General features: G+C 69.3%; 20 protein-coding genes and 4 pseudogenes. 17 read left to right on the top strand and 7 right to left on the bottom strand.

The features are described from left to right. The first annotated feature begins 277 nt into the window (after positions 1–277). Positions 278–1087, top strand: a pseudogene (locus ABZY33_RS25730) (IS5 family transposase). A gap of 123 nt (positions 1088–1210) precedes the next feature. Then, complete coding sequence (locus tag ABZY33_RS25725; RefSeq protein WP_356494030.1) at positions 1211–1483, top strand: hypothetical protein; 273 nt, start codon at positions 1211–1213, stop codon at positions 1481–1483. 161 nt (positions 1484–1644) lie between these two features. Here ABZY33_RS25725 and ABZY33_RS25720 read toward each other — a convergent pair whose 3' ends face one another. From ABZY33_RS25720 to ABZY33_RS25705, 4 genes are all read right to left on the bottom strand, one after another. Then, positions 1645–2100 (bottom strand): helicase associated domain-containing protein, encoded by a 456-nt coding sequence (locus ABZY33_RS25720; protein WP_356494029.1) that lies wholly within the window; start codon positions 2098–2100, stop codon positions 1645–1647. Continuing rightward, positions 2013–2411, bottom strand: a complete 399-nt coding sequence (locus tag ABZY33_RS25715) for a helicase associated domain-containing protein (protein ID WP_356494028.1) — start codon at positions 2409–2411, stop codon at positions 2013–2015. Before ABZY33_RS25715 ends, ABZY33_RS25720 begins: the two co-directional genes overlap by 88 nt. A 435-nt stretch (positions 2412–2846) precedes the next feature. Then, complete coding sequence (locus ABZY33_RS25710; protein ID WP_356494027.1) at positions 2847–4040, bottom strand: hypothetical protein; 1194 nt, start codon at positions 4038–4040, stop codon at positions 2847–2849. 1129 nt (positions 4041–5169) lie between these two features. Next, complete coding sequence (locus ABZY33_RS25705; protein WP_356494035.1) at positions 5170–6117, bottom strand: LysR family transcriptional regulator; 948 nt, start codon at positions 6115–6117, stop codon at positions 5170–5172. Between the two features lie 102 nt (positions 6118–6219). Between ABZY33_RS25705 and ABZY33_RS25700 the strand changes: the two genes are divergently transcribed. Further along, positions 6220–7113: an NAD(P)H-binding protein gene (locus tag ABZY33_RS25700; RefSeq protein WP_356494026.1), complete on the top strand. Its 894-nt coding sequence runs from the start codon at positions 6220–6222 to the stop codon at positions 7111–7113. 73 nt (positions 7114–7186) lie between these two features. Then, a complete protein-coding gene (locus tag ABZY33_RS25695; protein WP_356494025.1) occupies positions 7187–7552 on the top strand; it encodes a darcynin family protein in 366 nt (121 codons plus the stop codon). A 188-nt stretch (positions 7553–7740) separates the two neighbouring features. Here the strand turns inward: ABZY33_RS25695 and ABZY33_RS25690 are convergent, their stop codons facing one another. Together ABZY33_RS25690 and ABZY33_RS25685 are read right to left on the bottom strand one after the other, a co-directional pair. Further along, complete coding sequence (locus ABZY33_RS25690; RefSeq protein WP_356494024.1) at positions 7741–8118, bottom strand: hypothetical protein; 378 nt, start codon at positions 8116–8118, stop codon at positions 7741–7743. A gap of 18 nt (positions 8119–8136) precedes the next feature. Further along, positions 8137–8463: an ankyrin repeat domain-containing protein gene (locus ABZY33_RS25685; RefSeq protein WP_356494034.1), complete on the bottom strand. Its 327-nt coding sequence runs from the start codon at positions 8461–8463 to the stop codon at positions 8137–8139. A gap of 68 nt (positions 8464–8531) precedes the next feature. Between ABZY33_RS25685 and ABZY33_RS25680 the strand changes: the two are divergent. The 9 genes and pseudogenes from ABZY33_RS25680 to ABZY33_RS25640 all read left to right on the top strand — a co-directional run bounded on the left by ABZY33_RS25680 (position 8532) and on the right by ABZY33_RS25640 (position 17069). Then, positions 8532–9211, top strand: a pseudogene (locus ABZY33_RS25680) (transposase). 18 nt (positions 9212–9229) lie between these two features. Beyond that, positions 9230–9424 (top strand): hypothetical protein, encoded by a 195-nt coding sequence (locus ABZY33_RS25675; RefSeq protein ID WP_356494023.1) that lies wholly within the window; start codon positions 9230–9232, stop codon positions 9422–9424. 419 nt (positions 9425–9843) lie between these two features. Continuing rightward, positions 9844–10092: a hypothetical protein gene (locus tag ABZY33_RS25670; protein ID WP_356494022.1), complete on the top strand. Its 249-nt coding sequence runs from the start codon at positions 9844–9846 to the stop codon at positions 10090–10092. A gap of 245 nt (positions 10093–10337) precedes the next feature. Beyond that, positions 10338–11258: an ABC transporter ATP-binding protein gene (locus ABZY33_RS25665; RefSeq protein WP_356494021.1), complete on the top strand. Its 921-nt coding sequence runs from the start codon at positions 10338–10340 to the stop codon at positions 11256–11258. Beyond that, a complete protein-coding gene (locus ABZY33_RS25660) occupies positions 11255–11995 on the top strand; it encodes an ABC transporter permease (protein WP_356494020.1) in 741 nt (246 codons plus the stop codon). Before ABZY33_RS25665 ends, ABZY33_RS25660 begins: the two co-directional genes overlap by 4 nt. An 8-nt stretch (positions 11996–12003) precedes the next feature. Continuing rightward, positions 12004–13161 (top strand): sensor histidine kinase, encoded by a 1158-nt coding sequence (locus ABZY33_RS25655; RefSeq protein ID WP_356494033.1) that lies wholly within the window; start codon positions 12004–12006, stop codon positions 13159–13161. Further along, the gene (locus ABZY33_RS25650; RefSeq protein WP_356494019.1) at positions 13158–13790 is read left to right on the top strand and encodes a response regulator transcription factor; all 633 of its coding nucleotides are present in this window, start codon (positions 13158–13160) and stop codon (positions 13788–13790) included. The genes ABZY33_RS25655 and ABZY33_RS25650 overlap by 4 nt, the downstream gene beginning before the upstream one ends. A 227-nt stretch (positions 13791–14017) precedes the next feature. Further along, a complete protein-coding gene (locus tag ABZY33_RS25645; protein WP_356494018.1) occupies positions 14018–16720 on the top strand; it encodes a DNRLRE domain-containing protein in 2703 nt (900 codons plus the stop codon). Between the two features lie 16 nt (positions 16721–16736). Continuing rightward, the gene (locus ABZY33_RS25640; protein WP_356494017.1) at positions 16737–17069 is read left to right on the top strand and encodes a hypothetical protein; all 333 of its coding nucleotides are present in this window, start codon (positions 16737–16739) and stop codon (positions 17067–17069) included. Between the two features lie 165 nt (positions 17070–17234). Here the strand turns inward: ABZY33_RS25640 and ABZY33_RS25635 are convergent, their stop codons facing one another. Beyond that, positions 17235–18029, bottom strand: a complete 795-nt coding sequence (locus ABZY33_RS25635; protein ID WP_356494016.1) for an MBL fold metallo-hydrolase — start codon at positions 18027–18029, stop codon at positions 17235–17237. 82 nt (positions 18030–18111) lie between these two features. Here ABZY33_RS25635 and ABZY33_RS25630 point away from each other — a divergent pair, with 82 nt between their 5' ends. The 4 genes and pseudogenes from ABZY33_RS25630 to ABZY33_RS25615 form a co-directional block, all read left to right on the top strand. Further along, positions 18112–18714, top strand: a complete 603-nt coding sequence (locus ABZY33_RS25630; protein WP_356494015.1) for a CGNR zinc finger domain-containing protein — start codon at positions 18112–18114, stop codon at positions 18712–18714. A gap of 67 nt (positions 18715–18781) precedes the next feature. After that, a complete protein-coding gene (locus ABZY33_RS25625) occupies positions 18782–19045 on the top strand; it encodes a hypothetical protein (protein ID WP_356494014.1) in 264 nt (87 codons plus the stop codon). Positions 19046–19295: 250 nt separating this feature from the next. Next, a pseudogene (locus ABZY33_RS25620) lies at positions 19296–19802 on the top strand (MFS transporter); the annotation flags it as partial. 25 nt (positions 19803–19827) lie between these two features. Next, positions 19828–20160: pseudogene (locus tag ABZY33_RS25615) on the top strand (hypothetical protein); the annotation flags it as partial. Between the last annotated feature and the right edge of the window lie 61 nt (positions 20161–20221).

Here is a 20221-nt window from a genome sequence, read left to right as displayed (position 1 = left end):
GCCGGGGCCGACTTCCGGGTAACCGAACGATCATGCGAATCAGTGTGGTGGATGTCGGTTCCAACCTCCGTGCGAGGGGACGGCGCCCGGCGTCATGGCGCACCGGCCCGTGCTTTCGAGCAGGAGGTGGCAAGACTGCGTTACCTCCTGCCGACGCCAGGATCACCATCGCCCGCCGGTAGCGCACCGTGCTGGTGCTGCCCTGGCGCACGGCCTGTTGGAGTTTCTGCCCTTCTCAGAGATCATCTCATTTGGCTACACCGGTATTCTGTGGGTCATGGTGGGGATCGTTGAGCGGCTGGTGCCAGACGAGTTGTGGGAGTTGTTCCAGCGGGTGGTGCCGGAGGCGCCGTCACGGCCGCAAGGTGGTGGCCGGCGGCGGCACGGTGACCGGGAGGTGCTGGCCGCGATCGTGTTCGTGGCTACGTCGGGTTGCACCTGGCAGCAGCTGCCTTCCGCGTCGTTCGGCCCGTCCGGAGCGACGGCCCACCGGCGGTTTTCGGAGTGGTCGAAGGCCAGGGTATGGGCCAAGCTCCACCGCCAGGTCCTCGACGAACTGGGCGCGCGTGGCGAGCTGGACTGGTCGCGGTGCGCGATCAACTCGGTGAACATGCGGGCCCTGAAAAGGGGGACCTGACAGGTCCGAATCCTGTCGACCGGGGCAAGTACGGCTCGAAGATCCACCCGATTACGGAACGCTCCGGTCTGCCCGTCTCCGTAGGAATCTCCGGGGCCAACCTGCATGACAGCCAGGCCCTGATGCCTCTCGTGAAAGGCATCCCGCCGATCCGTTCGCGCCGTGGTCGGCGGTGGCGCAAGCCTGGCAAGCTTCACGCCGACAAGGGCTACGACTACAACCACCTGTGACGATGGTTACGCGGGCGAGGCATCACCCACCGCATCGCCCGCAAGGGAGTTGAGTCCTCACAACGCCCCGGGCCGCCACCGCTGGACCGTGGAACGCACGATGGCGTGGCTCACCGACTGCCGCCGCCTCCACCGCCGCTACGAGCGCAAGGCCGGCCACTTCCTGGCCTTCACCAGCATCGCCTGCACCCTCATCTGTTACCGCAGACTCGCCAAATGAGATGTCCTCTGAGGCGGTGTGCCCTGTAGCTCTGGGCGACTGCTGTGACGACGCGACCTCTGCCTCGTTGTACCTGTCGGGTGCGGCTGACCGATCCAGTGCCGCAACGTTAGGAGAACACCGTTGCATCTGCGTTGGTCCGTCCCACTGCCCGGTCCGCTGTCTCTCGGCGGCTCGATCCCCCTCACCGGAAGCCGCAGCCGCAGCGGTGGCGGGGGCGGGGGCGGGGTCCTCTTCTTCCTCGGCGCGGTCAAGCTGGTCGCCTACTTGCTGGTAGTCGAGGCATGGATCGTCTGGTGGTCCCTGAAAGGCTGGTATGTGCTCGGTGTCCTCGCACACCGGAAGATCACCAGCCAGCCCACCCCAATCTGGCGTTCCCCCGGCGGCTGGTGGTAGCCGCCGGGGCCGAGCAGGACGAGCCGAGGAAAGCGGCGCTGCTGTCACAATTCCTGACAGACGGCGGTCCGGCGCCGAGCACGACGACTCCCACGCGGACGCAGCAACCGCTGGTGCGCTGTTTCGAAGTGCGGCTCGGTCAAGGCATTTGTGACATGGCGTTACCAGCGCATGCCGAGCAGGTCGAGCGCCGCCCGACGCTCGTCGGTGAGCTTGTCTGCGCGTCGGCGCACGTTCGCCGTCCACATGCCCAGGTCGACCAGGACAGCTCCCTCCGGCGTGACCTCCCGTCCGGCGACGGCGGGTCCGGCCAGTTCCAGTGGCACGGCTTCGATGTGCTTACGGGGGACGTTGAGGTGCCCTCCCCGGGCCCGGTACTGGCGGGCCGCGGCAAGTTTGAGTGCCCACCTGTGGTCCTGGGTCACCTTCACCGGCCGCTCTTCCTCTCCGGCCGCCTCGATGCCGAGCACGTGCTCCAGCAGCCACTGCTGCGCGGGCAGCAGATGCTCGAAGCCGTACCGCTGCGCGCTCACCGAGCGTCCGAGGTCCTCGCCCTGGACGACGACGTCCACGGCCGCGGCGGACAGACTCCCCCCGTCGACCAGGTGCGCCTGCACGAGAAGCAGGCAACGCAGAGCCAGCCGGTGTCCCAGGGCGGACACCACCCAGGATCGATTTCGTCCAGCGCCTGACGCCGCTCCTCGGTGAGCGCCCCCGCCTCCAGCCCGACCGTTTCCCCGGCGTCCCGGCGCCACGGCGATCCGTCCGTGATCCGGGCCGCGTCCCGCATGTGCTTGGCCCACTTCCCCCCCGGGTACTCGTTCCAGACCGCGGTGGCTGGCGGCAGGACATGCGAGTGGGCCTTGGCCCAGGGCCGGGCGGCGGCGAGGCCGTCGTTGAAGGCGTCATCGCGCGCCGCCCACACCATGCCGAGCCCGTCAACTTCCGGGCCCGCTCAGGATCGAGCCGTCCGGCCCAGGAGCGCCGCTGGTGGGTGAGCCCCACCCCGAGCGGGTAATCCTGCGGGCGACCAGTCCTCGGGCGTCACGAAGGCGTACGGGGCGTTCAGCGGCTAGTCCCCGTGTTCCTTGGTGTAGCGGGCGGCGGCCTCGATGCCGCGCAGCCAGTACGCGCCTTCCGGCTCCAGTACGTGCCTTTCGGCTCCAGGAACCGCAGCCGCACGAACCGCGCGAGCTCCGCCGGATCACGCGGGCTGGACAACTTCAGCAGCTCCTGCGCCCGGGGACTCACCGCCTCGGCTGCGGCGTCACGCTCCAGAGCGCCGACGTCATCCAGCGAACCCTCCTCCTCAGTCCCTTCGCCTGCCCAACTTCCGTTTGCGTGCACGGCGCGCGGGAGCGGCTCAGACGTTTGCCTGGCAGGCGGCCCGCGCCAGGCGGTTGAGAACCTTGTGGTCGTACTCCTCGGGGTGCGGCTTGGTGGCGACGGGCTGGTCCTTCGGAGTGATGTCGTACCGTCCGATGTCCGCTTTGCCGACCACTTCGGCGAGGTTGTCGGAGATGCAGGGGATCGCCATCACCAGCACGTGCGCGGCCCCCTTTTGGCCGACCTTCAAACCTGCCTGGAGCCGCGCGGAGTACGTCCAGTTGATCGCCTTGCGGTTCCCCTTGTCCGCCGCCACGCGTCCCGGGTTCTCGGGGGCCGTGCGGCTGTCGTCGTACAGCGGCATCACCAGGCCCTCCTCGCGGAATCCCTGGCCGGGGATGAGGTAGACGGCGAATCCGATGTTGACGGCGTGGTCCGAGGTGGCCGAGAACGAGAGGTATCCGGCGGTCTTGCCCCGGGGCGGCACCCTGACGAAGCGGCCCAGCTTCGCCTTCCCCGGACGCCGCTGCGGCCCGCACACCGCGTCGCTCGCTTGGCGCAGCCTCTCGTAGTTGTCGGCCGGGACGATGAAGGCGTCGGAGATGAACTGCGGGGAGGGGTCCTCCGCCGAGAGGACGTGGGCGACATCTCCCAGCCAGCCGCTGCTTTTGCTGAGCCGCAGCCAGCGGCCGGTCGCCCACTCCTGATGTTCTGTGGACCCGGTGTCGTCCAGGATCGGGTCACCAAGGCAGTAATCCGCGAACCCCACCGAACAGCCGGGCGGGAACCGGCCATTGGCAGCAAATGCCCGGCCCGGCCCCTCCCGCGTGTTGTTGCCGAACTCTCCGGACGTCAGTCCGAGGTACTGGGTGCCGCGGGTACGGGCGTTGGCGCAGGACGCCTTCGGGATCCCCGGCTCGTCGACCGGTGAGAAGAGACTGACTGCGGAGACGGCCAGCACGAGCAGTCCGGTGGCCGCGGTGACGATGTTCCAGCGGTCCGCCGGGGAGGCGCTCACCTCCGCTTCCGCCGGTGCGGACGGCGGCGGGGGTCTGCGGGCCGCCAGGCGGACCGCGAGCGCGAGGACGGCAACCGCGGCGACCAGTCCGTCCACGCGCAGGACGCGCGTACGGCCGTAGAGGACACCACATTCCACGAGCCCGATCCGGCCCGCGAGCAGCACGATGCTCGCCACGACCAGGAACCGGAAGAGCCCCTTGCGGTACACCACGCGCGGCCGCGTGGAGGCTGCCCGCCTCTCCTCCGCGCGACCTGCATGCCCCGGCGACCTCGTGTACCGCCCCATGCGCGTCCCCCCACCCAGGATGGAGAGGGGACGATAGCAGCCGCCGGCGGCCTGCGGGCGGGAAAGCGAAAGCCCGGCAAGATCCCCCGGTGTCAGAAGTCCCAGACCTGGAACTCCGAGAGCTAGCCGGTCAACCCAAACCGGGCGGCCTTGCGCGGCCCGGACTCTGACGGCTCGCGGACGGCGCAGGTCATCAAGCCCATCACGGATTTTGACTGTCGAGGCTCGCGAGGGGTAGGTGCGTACCGCCTTCCAGCACCGTGCGAGGCCGGGCCTACGACTTTGTTCCCCGCCAACAGGCGGTGATGACCGGGCAGTTGCCCGCGCCCGAGCCGGCTGATCCCGAGCCCGACGACCAGGGGCAGAAGCCCGGTGGCCGCGAGGCGGTGGACATGACGGGCTGCGGGCCCTGCGGGAATCGCGCACACAGATCGCCCGGCACTCTCCGCAGACGGAGGAGTAGGCCACTCGCGGGGCGGCCGCTCTCGGCTGGCGTGCCACTCGGTGAGCGTGAGGCGGGAACCGGCGTGTCTGCGTGCTCCATGCGAAAGCTGTCGCGTATCTGGAGTCGTGCCGCCCCGCGCCGTTGAGACCGCGTGGGCGGTGTTTCGACGAGATCCCGGAGATCTTGGACACGACGTCCAAGAAGGACATCGTCGGCCGCATCGAGCGAGCAGTGAAGGTGCGTGAGTGGATGGAACGGACGGCCGCCGATGCGGGTTCATGAGGTCCGGCGCAGCCGGATGGACAGTCTGAGGAATTGACACTGATCTGAGACAGCCGCCAGCCGACACAGCGTGAGACTGAACGGGAACGCCCAGGTCAAAGCGTCGGCACATGACACCGAAAGCGAGAACCTACACCTGTAAGCCCGCATTTCGCGTGTCCCTTTCTCGTTGATCGTGGCCTTTGTCCGAGCCAAGGGGCAGCGTGGTGAGACGCACTCGCGTCTGATCGTTCACCCGTCGCAGTGCTGATCCTGGTCTCGGTCCATGCGGCGCCCGTCGCCCCACCACCGGCCGCGGTCAGCCGATGCCGCACCTCTGCGATCACGTCAGGTCGTCCCGGGTGCCCGCAGTACGCGGCGAACAGCGTTGCGGAGCCAATGGTGGGCTCCGTCGGCTGTGTGGCGGGGGTGCCAGGCCATGCCGATGGCCAGGGGCGGCAGCGGCAGGGGTACGTCGAGGAGGCGCAGGCCGAGGGCGGTGGCGGTGTGGGTGAGTGGTGATTCGGGGTTGCCGGGGAGTGCGGCGGGGACGAGGCATACGACGTCGCTGCGGGCCGCGAGGGCCATCGCCGCCAGGTGGCTGGGAAGGACGGCAGTGACGCGCCGCTGGAGGTTGCGTTCGGCCAGGGCGCTGTCGAGAGGGCCGATGAACCGGCCTCGTCGGCTGACCACGACATGTTCGGCGGCAGCGAGCCGCACCGGGTCCAGGGCTTCTTCGGCGAGGGGGTGCCCCGGGCGGACGGCCGCCACCATCCGAAGCGTGGCCAGTTCTTCGACCTGGGTCTCCGGGTCCACGTGGTCGATGGATCCGATCTCCAGATCGATCCGGCCGTCGCGGAGGGCCGGACCGGCCTCCAACTCCTCGGCCCGGAGCCGGAACGAGACGCCCGGCGCCTCCTGCCGGGCCAGGTGCAGCAGTCCAGGGGTCAGCGCCGCACCGACCAGGTCGGCGGTCTGGAGGGTGAAGGTGCTGCTCAGGGTGGTGGGGTCGGCGCCTTCGCCGGGGCTGAGCAGCGATTCCAGACGGCGCACCACTGCGGCGGTTTCGTCGCGCAGAGCCAGGGCTCGAGGGGTGGGAACCATGGTCTGTCCGGCCCGTACGAGGAGCGGGTCCTGGAGGGTGCGGCGCAGGCGGCCGAGGGTGCGGCTCATGGCGGCGGGGGAGGTGTGCAGGCGAGCGGCGGCGCGGGTGACGCTCTGCTCGGTCAGCAGGGCGTCCAGTGCGACGGCGAGGTTGGCGTCAAGGGTTGGACGTGGGCTTTTCACCAGCGTAATTCCATTCCAGACAATACCTCTTTGCTGAAGTTCCCATTGTGGCATCACCGTGGCGTTCCCCAGGATGGGCATACCGATCCGACACGGACTCCTGGAGTTTTCATGATCGTCATCACTGCCCCCACCGGGAACATCGGCCGTCACCTGCTCACCCGGCTCCTTGAGTCCGCTCCCGCCGCCGGTGAGGAACTGCGCGTGATCGTGCGTGACCCGGCACGGCTGCCGGACGCGGCACGCGGACGCGTCGAGGTAATCACCGGTTCGCACGGCGACGCCGAGGTGGTCGACAGGGCTTTCCAGGGCGCGGACGCCGTCTTCTGGCTCGTCCCCCCGGACGCCTCTTTGGCCCCGGAGGACGCCTGGTCCGGCTTCACCCGCCCCGCCGCGAAGGCGCTCGCCGCCCACGGGGTCGGCCACGTCGTCGGCGTTTCCGCGCTCGGCCGCGGCACCCCGCTCGCCGGCCGCGCCGGACTCGTCACCGCCTCATTGGCCATGGACGACCTTCTGGCCGGCAGCGGCGTCGCCTACCGGGCCCTGGCCAACCCGTCCTTCTTCGAGAACCTCCTGGAGGAGGCCGCCTCGATCCGCGAGCAAGGCGTCTTCACCGACACCGTCGATGCCGACCGCAAGGCGCCTCTGGTCGCCGTCGCCGACATCGCGGCCGTCGCCGCCAGCCTGCTGCTGGACCGCTCATGGACTGGCACCGGCAGCGTCCCGGTCCTCGGGCCGCAGGACCTGTCACCCAATGACCTGGCCCGCATCATGACCGAGCAGCTCGGCCGCCCCGTCCGCTATGAACGCCAGCCGCTCGACGAGCTATACGCCACCCTCGTCGGCTACGGCCTCAACGAGGCATTCGCACAGGGCGTGATCGACATGAAGCGGGCCAAGGACGAGGGCCTCGATGCCGGCGTTCCCCGCACCCCGGACACCGCCGGTCCCAGCGCCTTCGAGCACTGGTGCGCCCAAACCCTCAAGCCCGCCGTCCTCTCCTGAAAGCCACCAGTCTCTACGCCATCGCAATTGGCGCCCATGGCGTCAACGGACCCACCACCTGGGAGACACCACCATGCCCGTTAAGGAAAACGAACCGCCGGTCACCGCGTTCATGCTCGTCAAGACCACGCCCGAGTGGCTCGCACTGACCGTCCCGGAGCGGATCGCCGCCTTCACCACCCAGGTCCTTCCCACGATCGAGGCCAGGACCACCGGCGTCCGGTCACGCTTCTACGACACCGAGTTCTACTCCGCGCGCGTCACTGATGTCTGGGTCTGGGAAGCGGACGACCACCACGCCTACCAGCTCCTCATCGACGCCCTCCGCGAAACCCCGTTCTGGGACCGCTACTTCGAGGTCGTCGACATCCTCGTCGGTACCGAGAACGGCTATGCCCGCAACTACCACGTCGACCCCGTTGCCACCATCAGCACCTGACCGCCAGCGGTTGCCGCGCACCGGGCTCAGCTACCCGGTGTGCGTCGCAGGTCTCTCGGACGTCGCACCGCCTGAGGACAAGATCGTGAGCCGGAATGGCGCAGCCCCTGAATGAGACGACCGGGAACGGCCCAGGTCCCTGCTGCGGAATGGGACATTCCAAATGAGGACCTACAGTTCCCCCACGGTCAGGATGTCTGCGCCTCTGCGGGCGTCGGGTCCAGGGAGTCGAGGAGCTCCCCGAAGGTGATTTCCTCGTCGTCGTAGTCGAAGGTTATGGCGGTGGCGAGCGTCTCCCACCGGCCGGTGTTGCGTCCGCAGCGGTCCAGCAGAATCTTCAGGGCCACGTCGGGTTCGTGGTTGGCGAGGACTTCGTAGGCGGGGATCTGGCGCAGGTGTTCCAGGGTGCGGTAGCGGGACTTCACGACGGCGCGGTAGACCTCGGAGCGGGAGAGGACCTCCCCGGTGGCGGGGGAGTCGAGCCAGGAGTGCAGGACGGCTGCGGGGTCGGGGTGCTCGTGCTGTCGCCACCAGGTACGACAAGCTTGCCGTCCGCTGCGAGTCAACCGTGCTGGTCGCAGTCCTCAACGAGTGTCTATGAAACGCTTGAGCAGCGCCTGTGCCATGTAGTGGTCGTAGCGTTCAGCCATCTGCAGAGGTGTAACTCCATTGCTGGTTGGGAGCAGGGGGTCTGCACCGTAGGCGAGGAGAATGGCCGTCGCCGCGGTGTTCCACGGGTGTCCCGTCTGCAGGTGGCCATCGCCTTCGATATCAAGAGCGTGGACGAGTAGCGTGAAGCCCCAGCATGTTTCGTTCGGGTCTGTTCCAGACGCCAGATGAAAAGTGAGCAGCTCATGGTCACTGGTCTCCACGGCCCTGTGGGCAGGCGTCCAATTCGAGTCGTTGGGCATGTCGGTCACCCGATGAAGCTTACGAAGCCGTCGGGCAGGCACAGGCGTGGGGCTGCACTCTCACAACGTTGTACGCGTGTCTGACCGCTCGGGGCGACGCGTTGTTCGAGTTGTGCGATGCACTGTTGTGTACGGACGGACCGGTGCGGACGCTGGTCGACGTCGCGCTCGCGCCGGAACACCGTCATGGCCATGGAGCTCTGTACGGAGGGCTCAACCAGGGGCGGATCGACGTCGACCGGCTTCGCCGGGCCCTGGCCGGGGTGCCGCTGCCCCGGGCTGCGGACGGTCGGCTGGTGCTGGCCGTGGATGTCTCACCGTGGCTGCGGCCGGACGCCGGCACCTGTGCTGGACGCGCCTTTTGTCACACGTTCGGCCGCGGCCAGGGCAAGCACCAGATGGTCCCGGGCTGGCCGTACTCGGTGGTGGCCGCGCTGGAGACCGGCCGCATCTCGTGGACGGCAGACAGTGGCAGGAGGGTGACCCGGAGATTCTGGTGGTGCTGGACGCCGGCTACGACGCACCGCGCATCGCCCACCTGCTGGACGGTCTGCCGGTGCAGATCCTCGGCCGTCTCCGTTCCGACCGGGTGATGCGGCGCCCGACGCCGCCGCCCGACCCGAAGGGCGGCCGACCGCCCAAGCACGGCGGTGAGTTCGTCTTCGGTGACCCTGCCAGCTGGGCCACCGAGCGAGCCGTGACCACCACGGACACCCGCCTCTACGGCAAGGCGACCGCGCGGGCATAGGACCGGCTGCACCCCCGGTTGACCCGCCGGGCGGCCTGGCTCGACTACGACGGGCGGCTGCCCGTCATCGAAGGCACCGTCGTCCGCCTGGTCGTCGAGAAGCTGCCCAGCGGCGGGGTGAACAAGCCGGTCTGGCTGTGGTGGTCCAAGACCGGGGCCCCTCAGAGGACGTGGATCGCTGTTGGCAGTCGTTCCTTCGCCGCTTCGACCTAGAGCACACGTTTCGGCTGTTCAAGCAGACCCTCGGGTGGACCAAGCCCCGGCTTCGCAGCTCGGAAGCGGCCGACCGCTGGACGTGGCTGGTGATCGCCGCCTACGCCCAGCTCCGGCTGGCCCGCCCGCTGGCCACCGACCTCCGGCGGCCCTGGGAGAAGCCGGCTCCGCCGAACGGGCTCACGCCCGCCCGAGTCCGCAGAGGTTCAGAAACCTGCGCGCGAAGACCGGTTCACCGGCCGGTGCACCGAAACCGTCCCGCCCCGGTCCCGGAAGGCCACCTGGCTCGCCCACCACGCTGTCGGCACGAAGCCCCGGCGCCGGACGCTACCTGCACCCCGGAGCTGAACGCTTCCACACCTTCGGATTGGATTGCGGCATCGCGTGACGCGACTGCGGTCACGAGCAGGGGGTATGGGTTGTTCATCTTTGGTGTGCTGGCCCTGATGCTGTTCATCCTGGCCATCGTCTGGGCCGTCCTCGGAGTACACGGTCTGCTTCTTGGCCGCATGCCGGGCCACTGGCTCCAGCAACGAGTTCGGCAGCCCAGGCTCTGGGGAGTGGGCGCCCTGCTGATGCTGGTCAGCTGGAACGTGGACTCACCATCGCTTCTCGCCGTGGGAATCGGCCTCGTCGTACTAGGACATGTCGTGAAGCCCACGCGGTGACTCCGTTGGCCGTGCACCCTCCCGAAGTCAAACGACAAGCTGAGGGAGCCCCGGTCCAGCCGACCGAACGTCGCCACGGCCATGGGTGGAGCCCTGCTGGGCAAGACTCCTGCCGAGCGCACCGCGACGATCGAGACGAACGCCGGCAAGAGCACCCGTCAGGGGTCCCGCATGACAGATGTCATGCGGGACTCGCGACGCCGGACACTGCCACCCGGCCCCGCCGACCGGCGACGATGGGAGGCATGAACACAGACGCAGCGGTCACCTTCGCCGCCGTGACGAAGTCCTACGGCGCCGTCAAGGCCGTCGACGGCCTCAGCCTCACCCTGCACCCGGGGGAGACCGTCGCTCTGCTCGGCCCCAACGGCGCCGGCAAGTCCACCGCCCTCGACCTGCTGCTCGGCCTGCGCCCCGCCGACAGTGGCGACGTCCGGGTCTTCGGCGCCGCCCCGCGCGACGCGATCGTCCAGGGCCGGGTCGGCGCCATGCTGCAGAGCGGCGGGCTGATGGACGAGGTGACCGTGCGGGAGCTGGTCCGGCTGGCCTGCGCCCTGCACCCCAAGCCGTACCGGGCCGATGACGTGCTCGCCAGGTCCGGCGTCACCCAGATCGCCGACCGCAAGGTCAACAAGCTCTCCGGCGGCCAGGAGCAGCGCGTCCGCTTCGCCCTCGCCACGGCGGGCGACAGCGACCTCATCGTCCTCGACGAGCCGACGACCGGTATGGACGTCTCGGCCCGCCAGGCGTTCTGGGCGACCATGCGGGAGCAGGCCGACCAGGGCCGCACCGTGCTGTTCGCCACGCACTACCTGGAGGAGGCCGACGCGATCGCCGACCGCGTCCTCGTGCTGCACCGCGGCCGCCTCCTCGCCGACGGGACCGCCGCACAGATCAAGGCGAAGGCGGGTGCCCGCAAGGTCTCCTTCGACCTGGAGGGCGAGATCGACGCCGCCGCCATCAAGGCGCTGCCGTTCCTCACCGCCGTGGACATCTCGGGCCAGATCATCCGCATCCAGTCCACCGATGCCGACGCGACCGTGCACGCGCTCTACGGGCTCGGCGTCTACCCGCGCAACCTCGAGGTCGCCGGACTCGGTCTCGAGCAGGCCTTCGTGGCCATCACCACAGCGGAAGAAGCCGCCGAGGAGGCGAACGCAGCGTGAACAGCCTCATCAAGCTGGAGATCACCCGCGCCCTGCGCAACAAGAAGTTCCTGTTCTTCTCAGTGATCTACCCGTCGGTCCTGTTCCTGCTGATCGCGGGCAGCGCCGACAGCACCACGATCGTCGACGGCACGGGTCTGAACCTGCCCGCGTTCATGATGGTCTCCATGGCCTCCTTCGGCGCCCTCACGGCCGTACTCATGGGCAACAGCGAGCGCATCGCGAAGGAGCGGGAGAGCGGCTGGGTACGGCAGTTGAGGCTGACGACGCTGCCGGGCCGAGGATACGTACTGGCGAAGACAGCGAGTGCCGCGGTCGTCTCCCTGCCCTCCATCGTGATCGTCTTCGTCGTGGCCGCCGCCTTCAAGGACGTACGTCTCGACGCCTGGCAGTGGTTCGCGCTCACTGGCGCGATCTGGGCGGGCAGTCTCTGCTTCGCCGCGCTCGGGGTCGCCATCGGTTACCTCGCATCCGGCGACGCCGTCCGCCCGATCACGATGATCGTCTACTTCGGCCTCTCCATCCTGGGCGGCCTGTGGATGCCGACCACGACGTTCCCGCAGTGGCTGCAGAACATCGCCGCATGGCTGCCCACGCACGCCTACGCCGCTCTGGGCCGGGCCATCGAGCTGGGGAACGCGCCGCACGGCAAGGACGTCATGCTGATCGTCGTGTACTTCCTGCTCTTCGCGGGCGGCGCGGCCTGGCTGTACCGGAAGGACACGTTGAAGGCGTGAGCACGCAGATGGACGGTCCGCCCGAGGTCCCGGGGATCGGCAGACCGCCGGAGACCCGCCGTGAGTCCTACGTGAAACTGGTGTGGATCGCGATGTGGCTCGCCTTTCTCGGCAGCCCGGTCGCCGACCTGCTGCGGGGCGACCACGGCCCGGTGGGCACGGTCCTCGGCTGGCTGGGGCTCGTGGCGTTCGCCGGCTGCTACGTGGGCCTCGTCCTGCGGCAGACCGGCAGGCCGACGGAGCCGGTCGTGGTCCGCGGCTGTCTGACCGTGCTGGCGGTCTTCGCCATCGCCCTGCCCCTCACGCTGGGGGACGAGTGGCTGGTCCTGTTCGTGTACGTCTCCGTGGCCTGCGGCGCCGTACTCCCGCTGAAGTGGACCCGTACGGCGATCCTGACGACGACGGCCGCCCTGATCGCCACCGGGCTGCTGCTCGGCGCCGACCCGCAGTACTGGCTCCTCATCCCCACGCTGCTGGGCGGCTTCTCCATGATCGGGGTGCGCGAACTGGTCCGTACGACCCGCGAGTTGCGCGAAGCCCGCGCCCAGGTAGCCCAGCTCGCCGCGAACGAGGAGCGGCTGCGGCTCGCCCGCGACCTGCACGACCTCCTCGGCCACTCCCTCTCGCTCATCACCCTCAAGAGTGAACTCGCGGGCCGCATGCTGCCCGATCACCCCGGCAAGGCGGCCGGCCAGGTCGCCGACATCGAGAAGGTGAGCCGCCAGGCACTCGTCGACGTGCGCGAGGCCGTCACCGGGTACCGCAGACCCCGGCTGGCCGCCGAACTCGGCGGCGCACAGGCGGCGTTGGCGGCAGCGGGCATCGCGGCAGAGGTGCCCGCCGACGTCCCCGACCTGCCCGGGACGGCGGAGGCGACGCTTGCCTGGACGCTGCGCGAAGCCGTCACCAACGTCGTACGGCACAGCGGGGCGCGCCACTGCACGGTCACCGTCACCCGGCGCGAGACCCTCGGCGGGCCGGTCGTCGAGCTGAGCGTCGAGGACGACGGCGCGGGCCCGTCCGGGGCGCCGCCCGGCAACGGCCTGAACGGCCTCGCCGAACGCCTGGCCGCGGTCGGCGGCACCCTGGAGACAGGGACCGCGCCCGCGCGCGGCTTCCGCCTGGTGGCCCGGGTCCCGGCCGCCTCCGTAGGATCCGCCGCATGAGCACGGAGAACGGCAAGGGCGACGGGATCAGGGTGCTGCTCGCCGAGGACCAGTCGATGGTCCGTGAGGCGCTCGCCGCGCTGCTCGGCCTCGAGCCGGACATCGAGGTCGTCGCGCAGGTGGCACGCGGCGACGAGGTGGTGGCCGCCGCCCTCGCGCACCGGCCGGACGTGGCCCTGCTCGACATCGAGATGCCGGGCTGCACGGGCATCGAGGCGGCGGCCCGACTCCGTGCGGAACTGCCTGAGTTGAAGGTGGTCGTCCTCACCACGTTCGGCCGCCCCGGCTATCTGCGCAGCGCCATGGAGGCGGGCGCCAGCGCGTTCCTGGTGAAGGACGCCCCCGCGGCCCAACTCGCCGAAGCCGTCCGCCGAGTCCTCGCGGGCGACCGCGTCATCGACCCCACGCTCGCCGCGGCGGCCCTCGCGGAGGGCGCCAATCCGCTGTCGGATCGCGAGCGTGAGGTGCTCCGCGCGGCGGCGGACGGCCGCACCAACGCCGAACTGGCCGCAGCCCTGCATCTCTCACAGGGCACGGTCCGCAACTACCTGTCCATGGCGATCCAGAAACTGGCGGTCCGCAATCGCGCGGAGGCGGTACGGACCGCGCGGGACAAGGGCTGGCTGTAACCGTTCGGTTCAGCTTCGACCGGGCCGGACCGCCGGGCAGACCCGCCGCCACGAGGACACAACAGTCACTAGTACTCCACACAGACTTCGGTATATGTCCTGGTCATCGGCGTGAGCGTGGAGATCACCGGCCCGGAACATGTGATTGTATGGGAGTTGTAAAGAACAAAACAGCCCATGCGACGCGCTTCGGGGCGTGCGGGGCTGTGTATCGGAAAGCAGCACGAATGAAGAGCACTTGGCGTGTCTGGCCCATAGGCACCGCCGGCATAGCCGTCCTGACCGCAGGGGCAGTGCTTGTCTCCACCCCCAACGTCGCCACGGCAGTGGGGAAGCCGAACGCCGCGGAGAAGGAAATCGACTCCGTCGCCACACAGTTGGAGCGGACGCTCGCGGCCCTCGATGCTCATCCCATCACGGAGGCCGAGACGGTGGAGGCGGCGCTGGAGGCCGCCAAGACGCAGGGGCGCCGGGTGGAGGTCCTGCAGATGCGGACCGAGACGGACACGGTGTACGCGAACCCCGACGGCACGTTGACGACCGACGTGGCCGCCGGCCCCGTGCGCATGGTGCGCGACGGGAAATGGGTCGACGTCGATGTCGACCTCAAGCGCTCGGCCGGCGGTGGCGTCGAGGCCGTGGCCCACCCTGAGAACCTGAAGCTGGCCGGCAAAGAGGGCACGCCGGCCAGGTCGCTGGCAGCCGTGGCGGAAGCAGCCCCGGCACAGGCGAATGACCTGGTGTCCATCGGACAGGGGCAGGGCAAGATCGCCCTTCAGTGGAAGGGCGGGCTGCCGGCGCCCCGACTGGACGGAAACCGGGCCACCTACAAGGACGCCGTTCCCGAAGGTGACCTGATCGTCGAAGCCACCCGTACGGGCTTCGAGCAGTTCCTGCGCCTCAACGAGGTGCCCAAGGACGGCGCACCGATGGTCGTTCCGATGACCGTCCCCGACGGCACCAAGGCCCGGCAGAACCCTGACGGGTCGGTCACCTTCAGCGACTCCTCCGGTGAGAGGACCGCGGTGATGCCCGCCCCGACCATGTGGGACAGCCGGCGCGATTCCCGGTCGTTCGAGCGGACCAACAGCCGTCGCGTCGACACGGAGATGAGCCAGGACGGCAATACCGTCACGCTCACCCTCACCCCGGACGCCGATTGGCTGAACGACCCCAAGACGCAGTACCCGGTGACGATCGACCCCGCGGCCGACGCGCTGGACGTACTGTTCGACACCTTCGTCCAAGGCGGCGACACCACTGACCAGTCGGCGAACACCGACCTCAAGCTCGGCTGGCCCGGTGACTACGAGGGCAGCACCAAGCGCATCGCTCGCTCCTTCGTCACCTTCAGGACCTCGCCCTTCGCGGACTCCCTGGTGTCGAAGGCGAATCTGAAGCTGTGGAACTACCACTCGTGGTCTGCCGGGGCACGTGGCTGGGAGGTCTGGGCGGCCGATCCCGCGGACCGGAACACCCGTTGGACCAAGCAGCCGGCCATGACGGAGAAGATCGCCACCTCCACCGAGACCAAGCCCGCCACCAGCCCCGGCTGGGTCAACGCGGACGTCACGAAGCTCGCCCAGACCTGGGCCTCCATGAAGGCCGACACCGGCTCGGTGGCCCTCAAGGCGGTCGACGAAGCCGACACCTACGGGTGGAAGCGCTTCTACTCGGCCAACGCCACCGACCAGGACAAGATCCCCACCCTCGAAGTCACCCACAACTACCGGCCCGGCGCGGGGAGCAACCTCCAGGCCGGCACACCGTTCATCTCCAGCGGCGGCATCTTCAAGGTGGACTCCACCACCCCCACGCTGCGCGCCTCGATGACCGACAGCAACGCCGACGACAGTGTTCAGGGCACCTTCCAGATCACCGACGACGCCACCGGCAAGGTGGTCGCCACCGTCAACTCGGAAGAGGTGCCGTCCAACACCACCGCCTCCATCAAGGTGCCCGCCGGCAAGCTCACCTCCGGTAGGACGTACAGCTTCCGCACCACCGCGTTCGACGGCACCCACTACGCCACCGGCTGGTCTCCGTCGGTGAAGTTCTACGTCGACACCGCGTGGAAGCCGACGGACGCCGAGAACACGCTGGGCCTGGCCAACCTGTACTCGGAGGCGGCGGACGTCACCGCGGCCACCTCCTCCGACGACACCTACGCCTCCATCGCCGCCACGGAGGAGAACACCGTCCGCGTGCCGTGGGACGGCCAGAACAAGCCCGTGGACGTCGAGAACGAACAGATGCCCACCAAGCTCACCGTCCCCGGGGCGACATCCAAGGGAACCCGGGTGGGCGGCAACGTGGTGTACACATCCAGCGGTGCGGTCGACACCGTGGTCCAGCCGACCGTCGACGGCGGATCGCGCACCCTGACCATCATCAAGAACGGCTCCGCGCCGCACGACTACGAGACCGGCTACACCATCCCGGCCGGCATGAAGGCTGTCGTCCACGAAGAGGACGGGTCCGTCTCGCTCTACTCCGAAGGCGACGAGGACACCTCCAAGGCGCCGACCAAGGAGCCCGCCGGCTTCTTCGAAGCCCCTTGGGCCAAGGACGCCAACGGCAAGGATGTACCCACCAGCTACAAGGTCGTGGGTAACAAACTGGTGCAGCACGTCGAGTTCGACAGCAACAGTGCCTTCCCCATCGTCATCGACCCCTCCTGGTGGTCCACCACCAAGAAGATCTTCAACTGCGCCGTGCGGGGTATCGCCCCGATCGCCCTCACCTTCACCCCGTCGGGATCGACATACCGTGTGATCACCGCGATCCGGCTGGCCAAGAAGATCGGTTTCAAGAAGGTCGCCAAGCTGATCTACAACTACTCCAAGCGTCGCAAGATGAAGCTCTCCTTCCGCAAGATGGTCGGAACGCTCATCGGTATCGACGGCATCAAGAAGTACTGCAAGTTCTGACCACCGGAGATCCACGTTGCTCAACGTCATCGCAACAGCCGTCCTGCTGGCGGAGCTGGGCGTCCTGATCCGGTACCGCTTGGTGCGCCGCCGCCAGGAGCGCCCCTCCAACTGGCCTGAGCTGACCGACTATCGGTACGGCCACGTGGCCGCGGCCCTGGCGGCGGCTGTCGTCGGATGGGCGCTCGCCGGGCGGGACGTGAGCTGGGGCCCCATCGTCGGCACCCTGTTCGTCGGAGTGATCGTTCCAGCGGTGGCCGCTCTCGCCGCCACCGTGCTGTGGAACGCGCCGACCGCTTGGGCCGTCTGCCTCGTGGGCGGCTTCACCAGCGGTCTGGCCCTGTCCTGAGCTGACGACAGCGGCAGGCACTGATCGCCCGTTGCGGCATACGCGAAAGCGGCTGCCGCAACGGGCGATCACGCGTGGGGGGCCGGGCGCAGACCGGCAGCGGCCGGGTGCCTGTGCCGGCCGGCGCCCGACCGTGTCCGGTGTACGGCGTGGGCGCGCCCGGGGTCAGCCGCGGACGCCGAAGTCGAGGCGGTCGGCGAGCCCGGCGGTGGCAAAAGCGGCGACGAGCTCGTCGCCGCCCTCGGTGAAGTGGGCCCAGCTGTCGTAGTGGAGGGGGACCACGCGGGCGGCGTCGAGGATCTTCGCGGCCTGGGCGGCCTGGGCGCTGTCCAGGACGATCAGCCCACCGTCGAAGAGATCAGGGAAGCGGGGCGCTCCGGCGAAGAGGAGGGCGGTGTCCACCGGGGCGAAGCGCTCGGCGATCTCCTTGACCGCGCCGAGGGAGGCGTTGTCGCCACTCACGTAGACGGTGGGCAGTCCCTCGCCGGAAAGGACGAACCCCACGACCTGGCCGCAGATCGGCTCGACCTCCTCGCGCTTCCCGGGTCCGTGGATGGCGGGCACACCGGTCACGGTGACCGTGCCGGGCCCGCCGTCCCGGCGCTCGAACTCGACCGACTGCCAGTCGGCGAGGCCGGTGGCCGTCTCTCCGAGACGTTCGCCGCCGCCGGGGGTGGTGAGCGTCAGGGGGACGTCGGTGAGCAGGGCCCGGCCGGAGGTGTCGAGGTTGTCGGCGTGTTCGTCGTGCGAGAGGAGGACCACGTCGACGCGGCCGAGATCGGCCGGGCTGCCGTCAGGCCCCGCCGTCTTGGTCAGCACGACGGCCGGTGCCGGGTGGTCGCCGGGGCCGTCGAAGGTCGGATCGGTGAGAAAACGCAGGCCGGCGTAGTCGAAGAGGGCGGTGGGGCCGCCGAAGACCCGAACGGGGAACGGGGAGGTCTGCACGGACGGGGAAGTCACGGAAGAAGTTCCTCACGGATAGATGGCTCGTCAAACGTGAGTCGACTGTAGGCGTGCCTCACGGATGAACGCAACCCATACCATGAGGAGCATGGAAGAGCTCGTGATGGAAGAAGTCGCCCTCCCGTCGGCGCCGGGGGAGACGGAGCACCCAGCCCTGGCCCTGGCCAACAGCGCCGTCGCGCTGCCCGGCGGGCACACGGCCGACCTCCTGGGCACCCCGGCGCGGGCCGAGCAGTGGCTGGCACGGCATGAACTCGCCCCGGCCGACGCCGGCTTGGCGGAGGCGTGCGCGACACAGCTGCGCTCACTGCGCGAACAGGTCAGGTCCCTTCTGGCCTCCCGCGTCACCGAGCAACCCGCCCTGCCCGCCGCCGTCACGGCGATCAACGACGCGATGACTCGCGTCCCGACCGCGTCGCTGTTGCAGTGGGACGAGAAGACCGGCCCCTACCGCGCCGCACCCCACCCCACCACCGCGATCGTCGAGCACGCCCTGGCAGCCATCGCGGCCGACGCCGCCGACCTGCTCACTTCGCCCGACGCCGCCCGCCTGACCGCCTGCGCCTCTCCGCCCTGCACCCGCTTCCTGCTCAAGCACGGCCGCCGCCAGTGGTGCTCCACCCGCTGCGGCGACCGCGCCCGCGCCGCCCGCGCCTACGCCCGCCGCACCGCGACGCAGTGATGACGCCGCAGCCCCGACCCTGCCGGCCGCCGTGCGGAACGTCTCAGCACACGATCCTGGGGGGACCATGAAGACCCGCGCCGCTCTGGCCGTCATCGCCACACTTACCGCAGCGCTCACCGCATGCGGGAACGCCGTCCTCGACAAACAGGCCGAATGCCAGAAGGCCCTCAGCTCCACTGCAAGCCAGTTCGAAGCCACCGAGACCAACAGACCCAGCGGCTGCGAAGACCTCAGTCGAGAGGACTACGAGGCTCTCCTCAGGGCCTGGGCCCTCAAAAACGGCGTCACCGACAGGGAAGGCGACACCGACCCGAAGGCGATGTTGTAGGGCCCCCGGTTCTCGGCGTACTCGCGTAGCACCTGGCGTCGGTCTGCTCGCCGAGCGCGCCCCCGGCCTGTACAGACAAAGGGTGTGGGCTCGTTGCTCGTTGCTCGGTACAGTCGCGTCCATGGCAACCGTGGGGGCTCCGGGATGGATGGTGCAACGTGCGGGCGCGGGCGACGTGGCTGGGCCCGCGACGGACGGCGACCGTCGCCGATGAACCGGCCGAGCGACTCAGCAGGTGAAGAGCGGATCCGTGACCGCCGACCCGACGGCCCGCACGAGCGGACGAGCCTGGGCCCGGCTGCTCGTCCTGTGCGGAACGATCTTCCTTGAGGGCAGCGACGTCGCCATGCTGGCTGTTGCCGTGCCCACCATCCGCGCCGATCCCGGTCTGAGCACCGGCACCGCGGCGTGGGTGATGAGTGGCTACGTGCTCGGCTACGCCGGTTTCACCCTGCTCGGCGGCCGCGTCGCCGATCTGCTGGGCAGGCGGCGGATGTTCCTCACCTGGCTCGGCGTCTTCCTGGTCTTCTCCATGCTGGGCGGCTTCGCGACCGACGGCTGGATGCTGGTCGTGGCCCGGTTCGCCACCGGCGTGGCGGCGGCCTTCATGACCCCCGCCGCCATGTCGATCATCACGACCTCGTACCCGGAGGGGCCACAGCGCGACAAGGCCCTGCTGGTCTTCGCCGGTGTCGGCGCCGGAGGCTTCTCGCTGGGCCCGGTCGTCGGCGGGCTGCTGACCGAACTCGGCTGGCGCCGGCCGCCCCGAAGAACCGGTCGTGGAGGGCTGGTTCTTCCCGGCGGGGTACTGCCGTGTGTCCATGGCCTACGGATTCATGATCGGCCTCGACGGTGCGTTCGGGATCGATGGCCATCGCTGGACGCCCCTGCACGCGAGCACGGACGGATGGGTGGAGTCCCTGGCGCTCGCCGCGTACGCCCGCCGCTGGGCCAGGACCGTCACACGGCTTACCGGCAAGGCCGCCGCGGCACTGGGCCTGGGCGGTTACGAGCCGGTGCCTGAAGTACAGGGCGTGATCGACACCTGGTGGCGGGGCCAGGACTCGCTCGTGGCCCTGTACAGGGGCGAGGCCGTGGGGCTCGATGCCGTGCAGACACCACTCGTCGAGGCCGTCGAAGATGTGCTTTGCCGGTCCTGGCCGACTGCCTGGGCCT

Source organism: Streptomyces sp. NPDC006552, assembly GCF_040611655.1.
In the GTDB taxonomy this organism is placed as follows: domain Bacteria; phylum Actinomycetota; class Actinomycetes; order Streptomycetales; family Streptomycetaceae; genus Streptomyces.
This window is presented reverse-complemented; position numbering and strand designations above follow the sequence as displayed.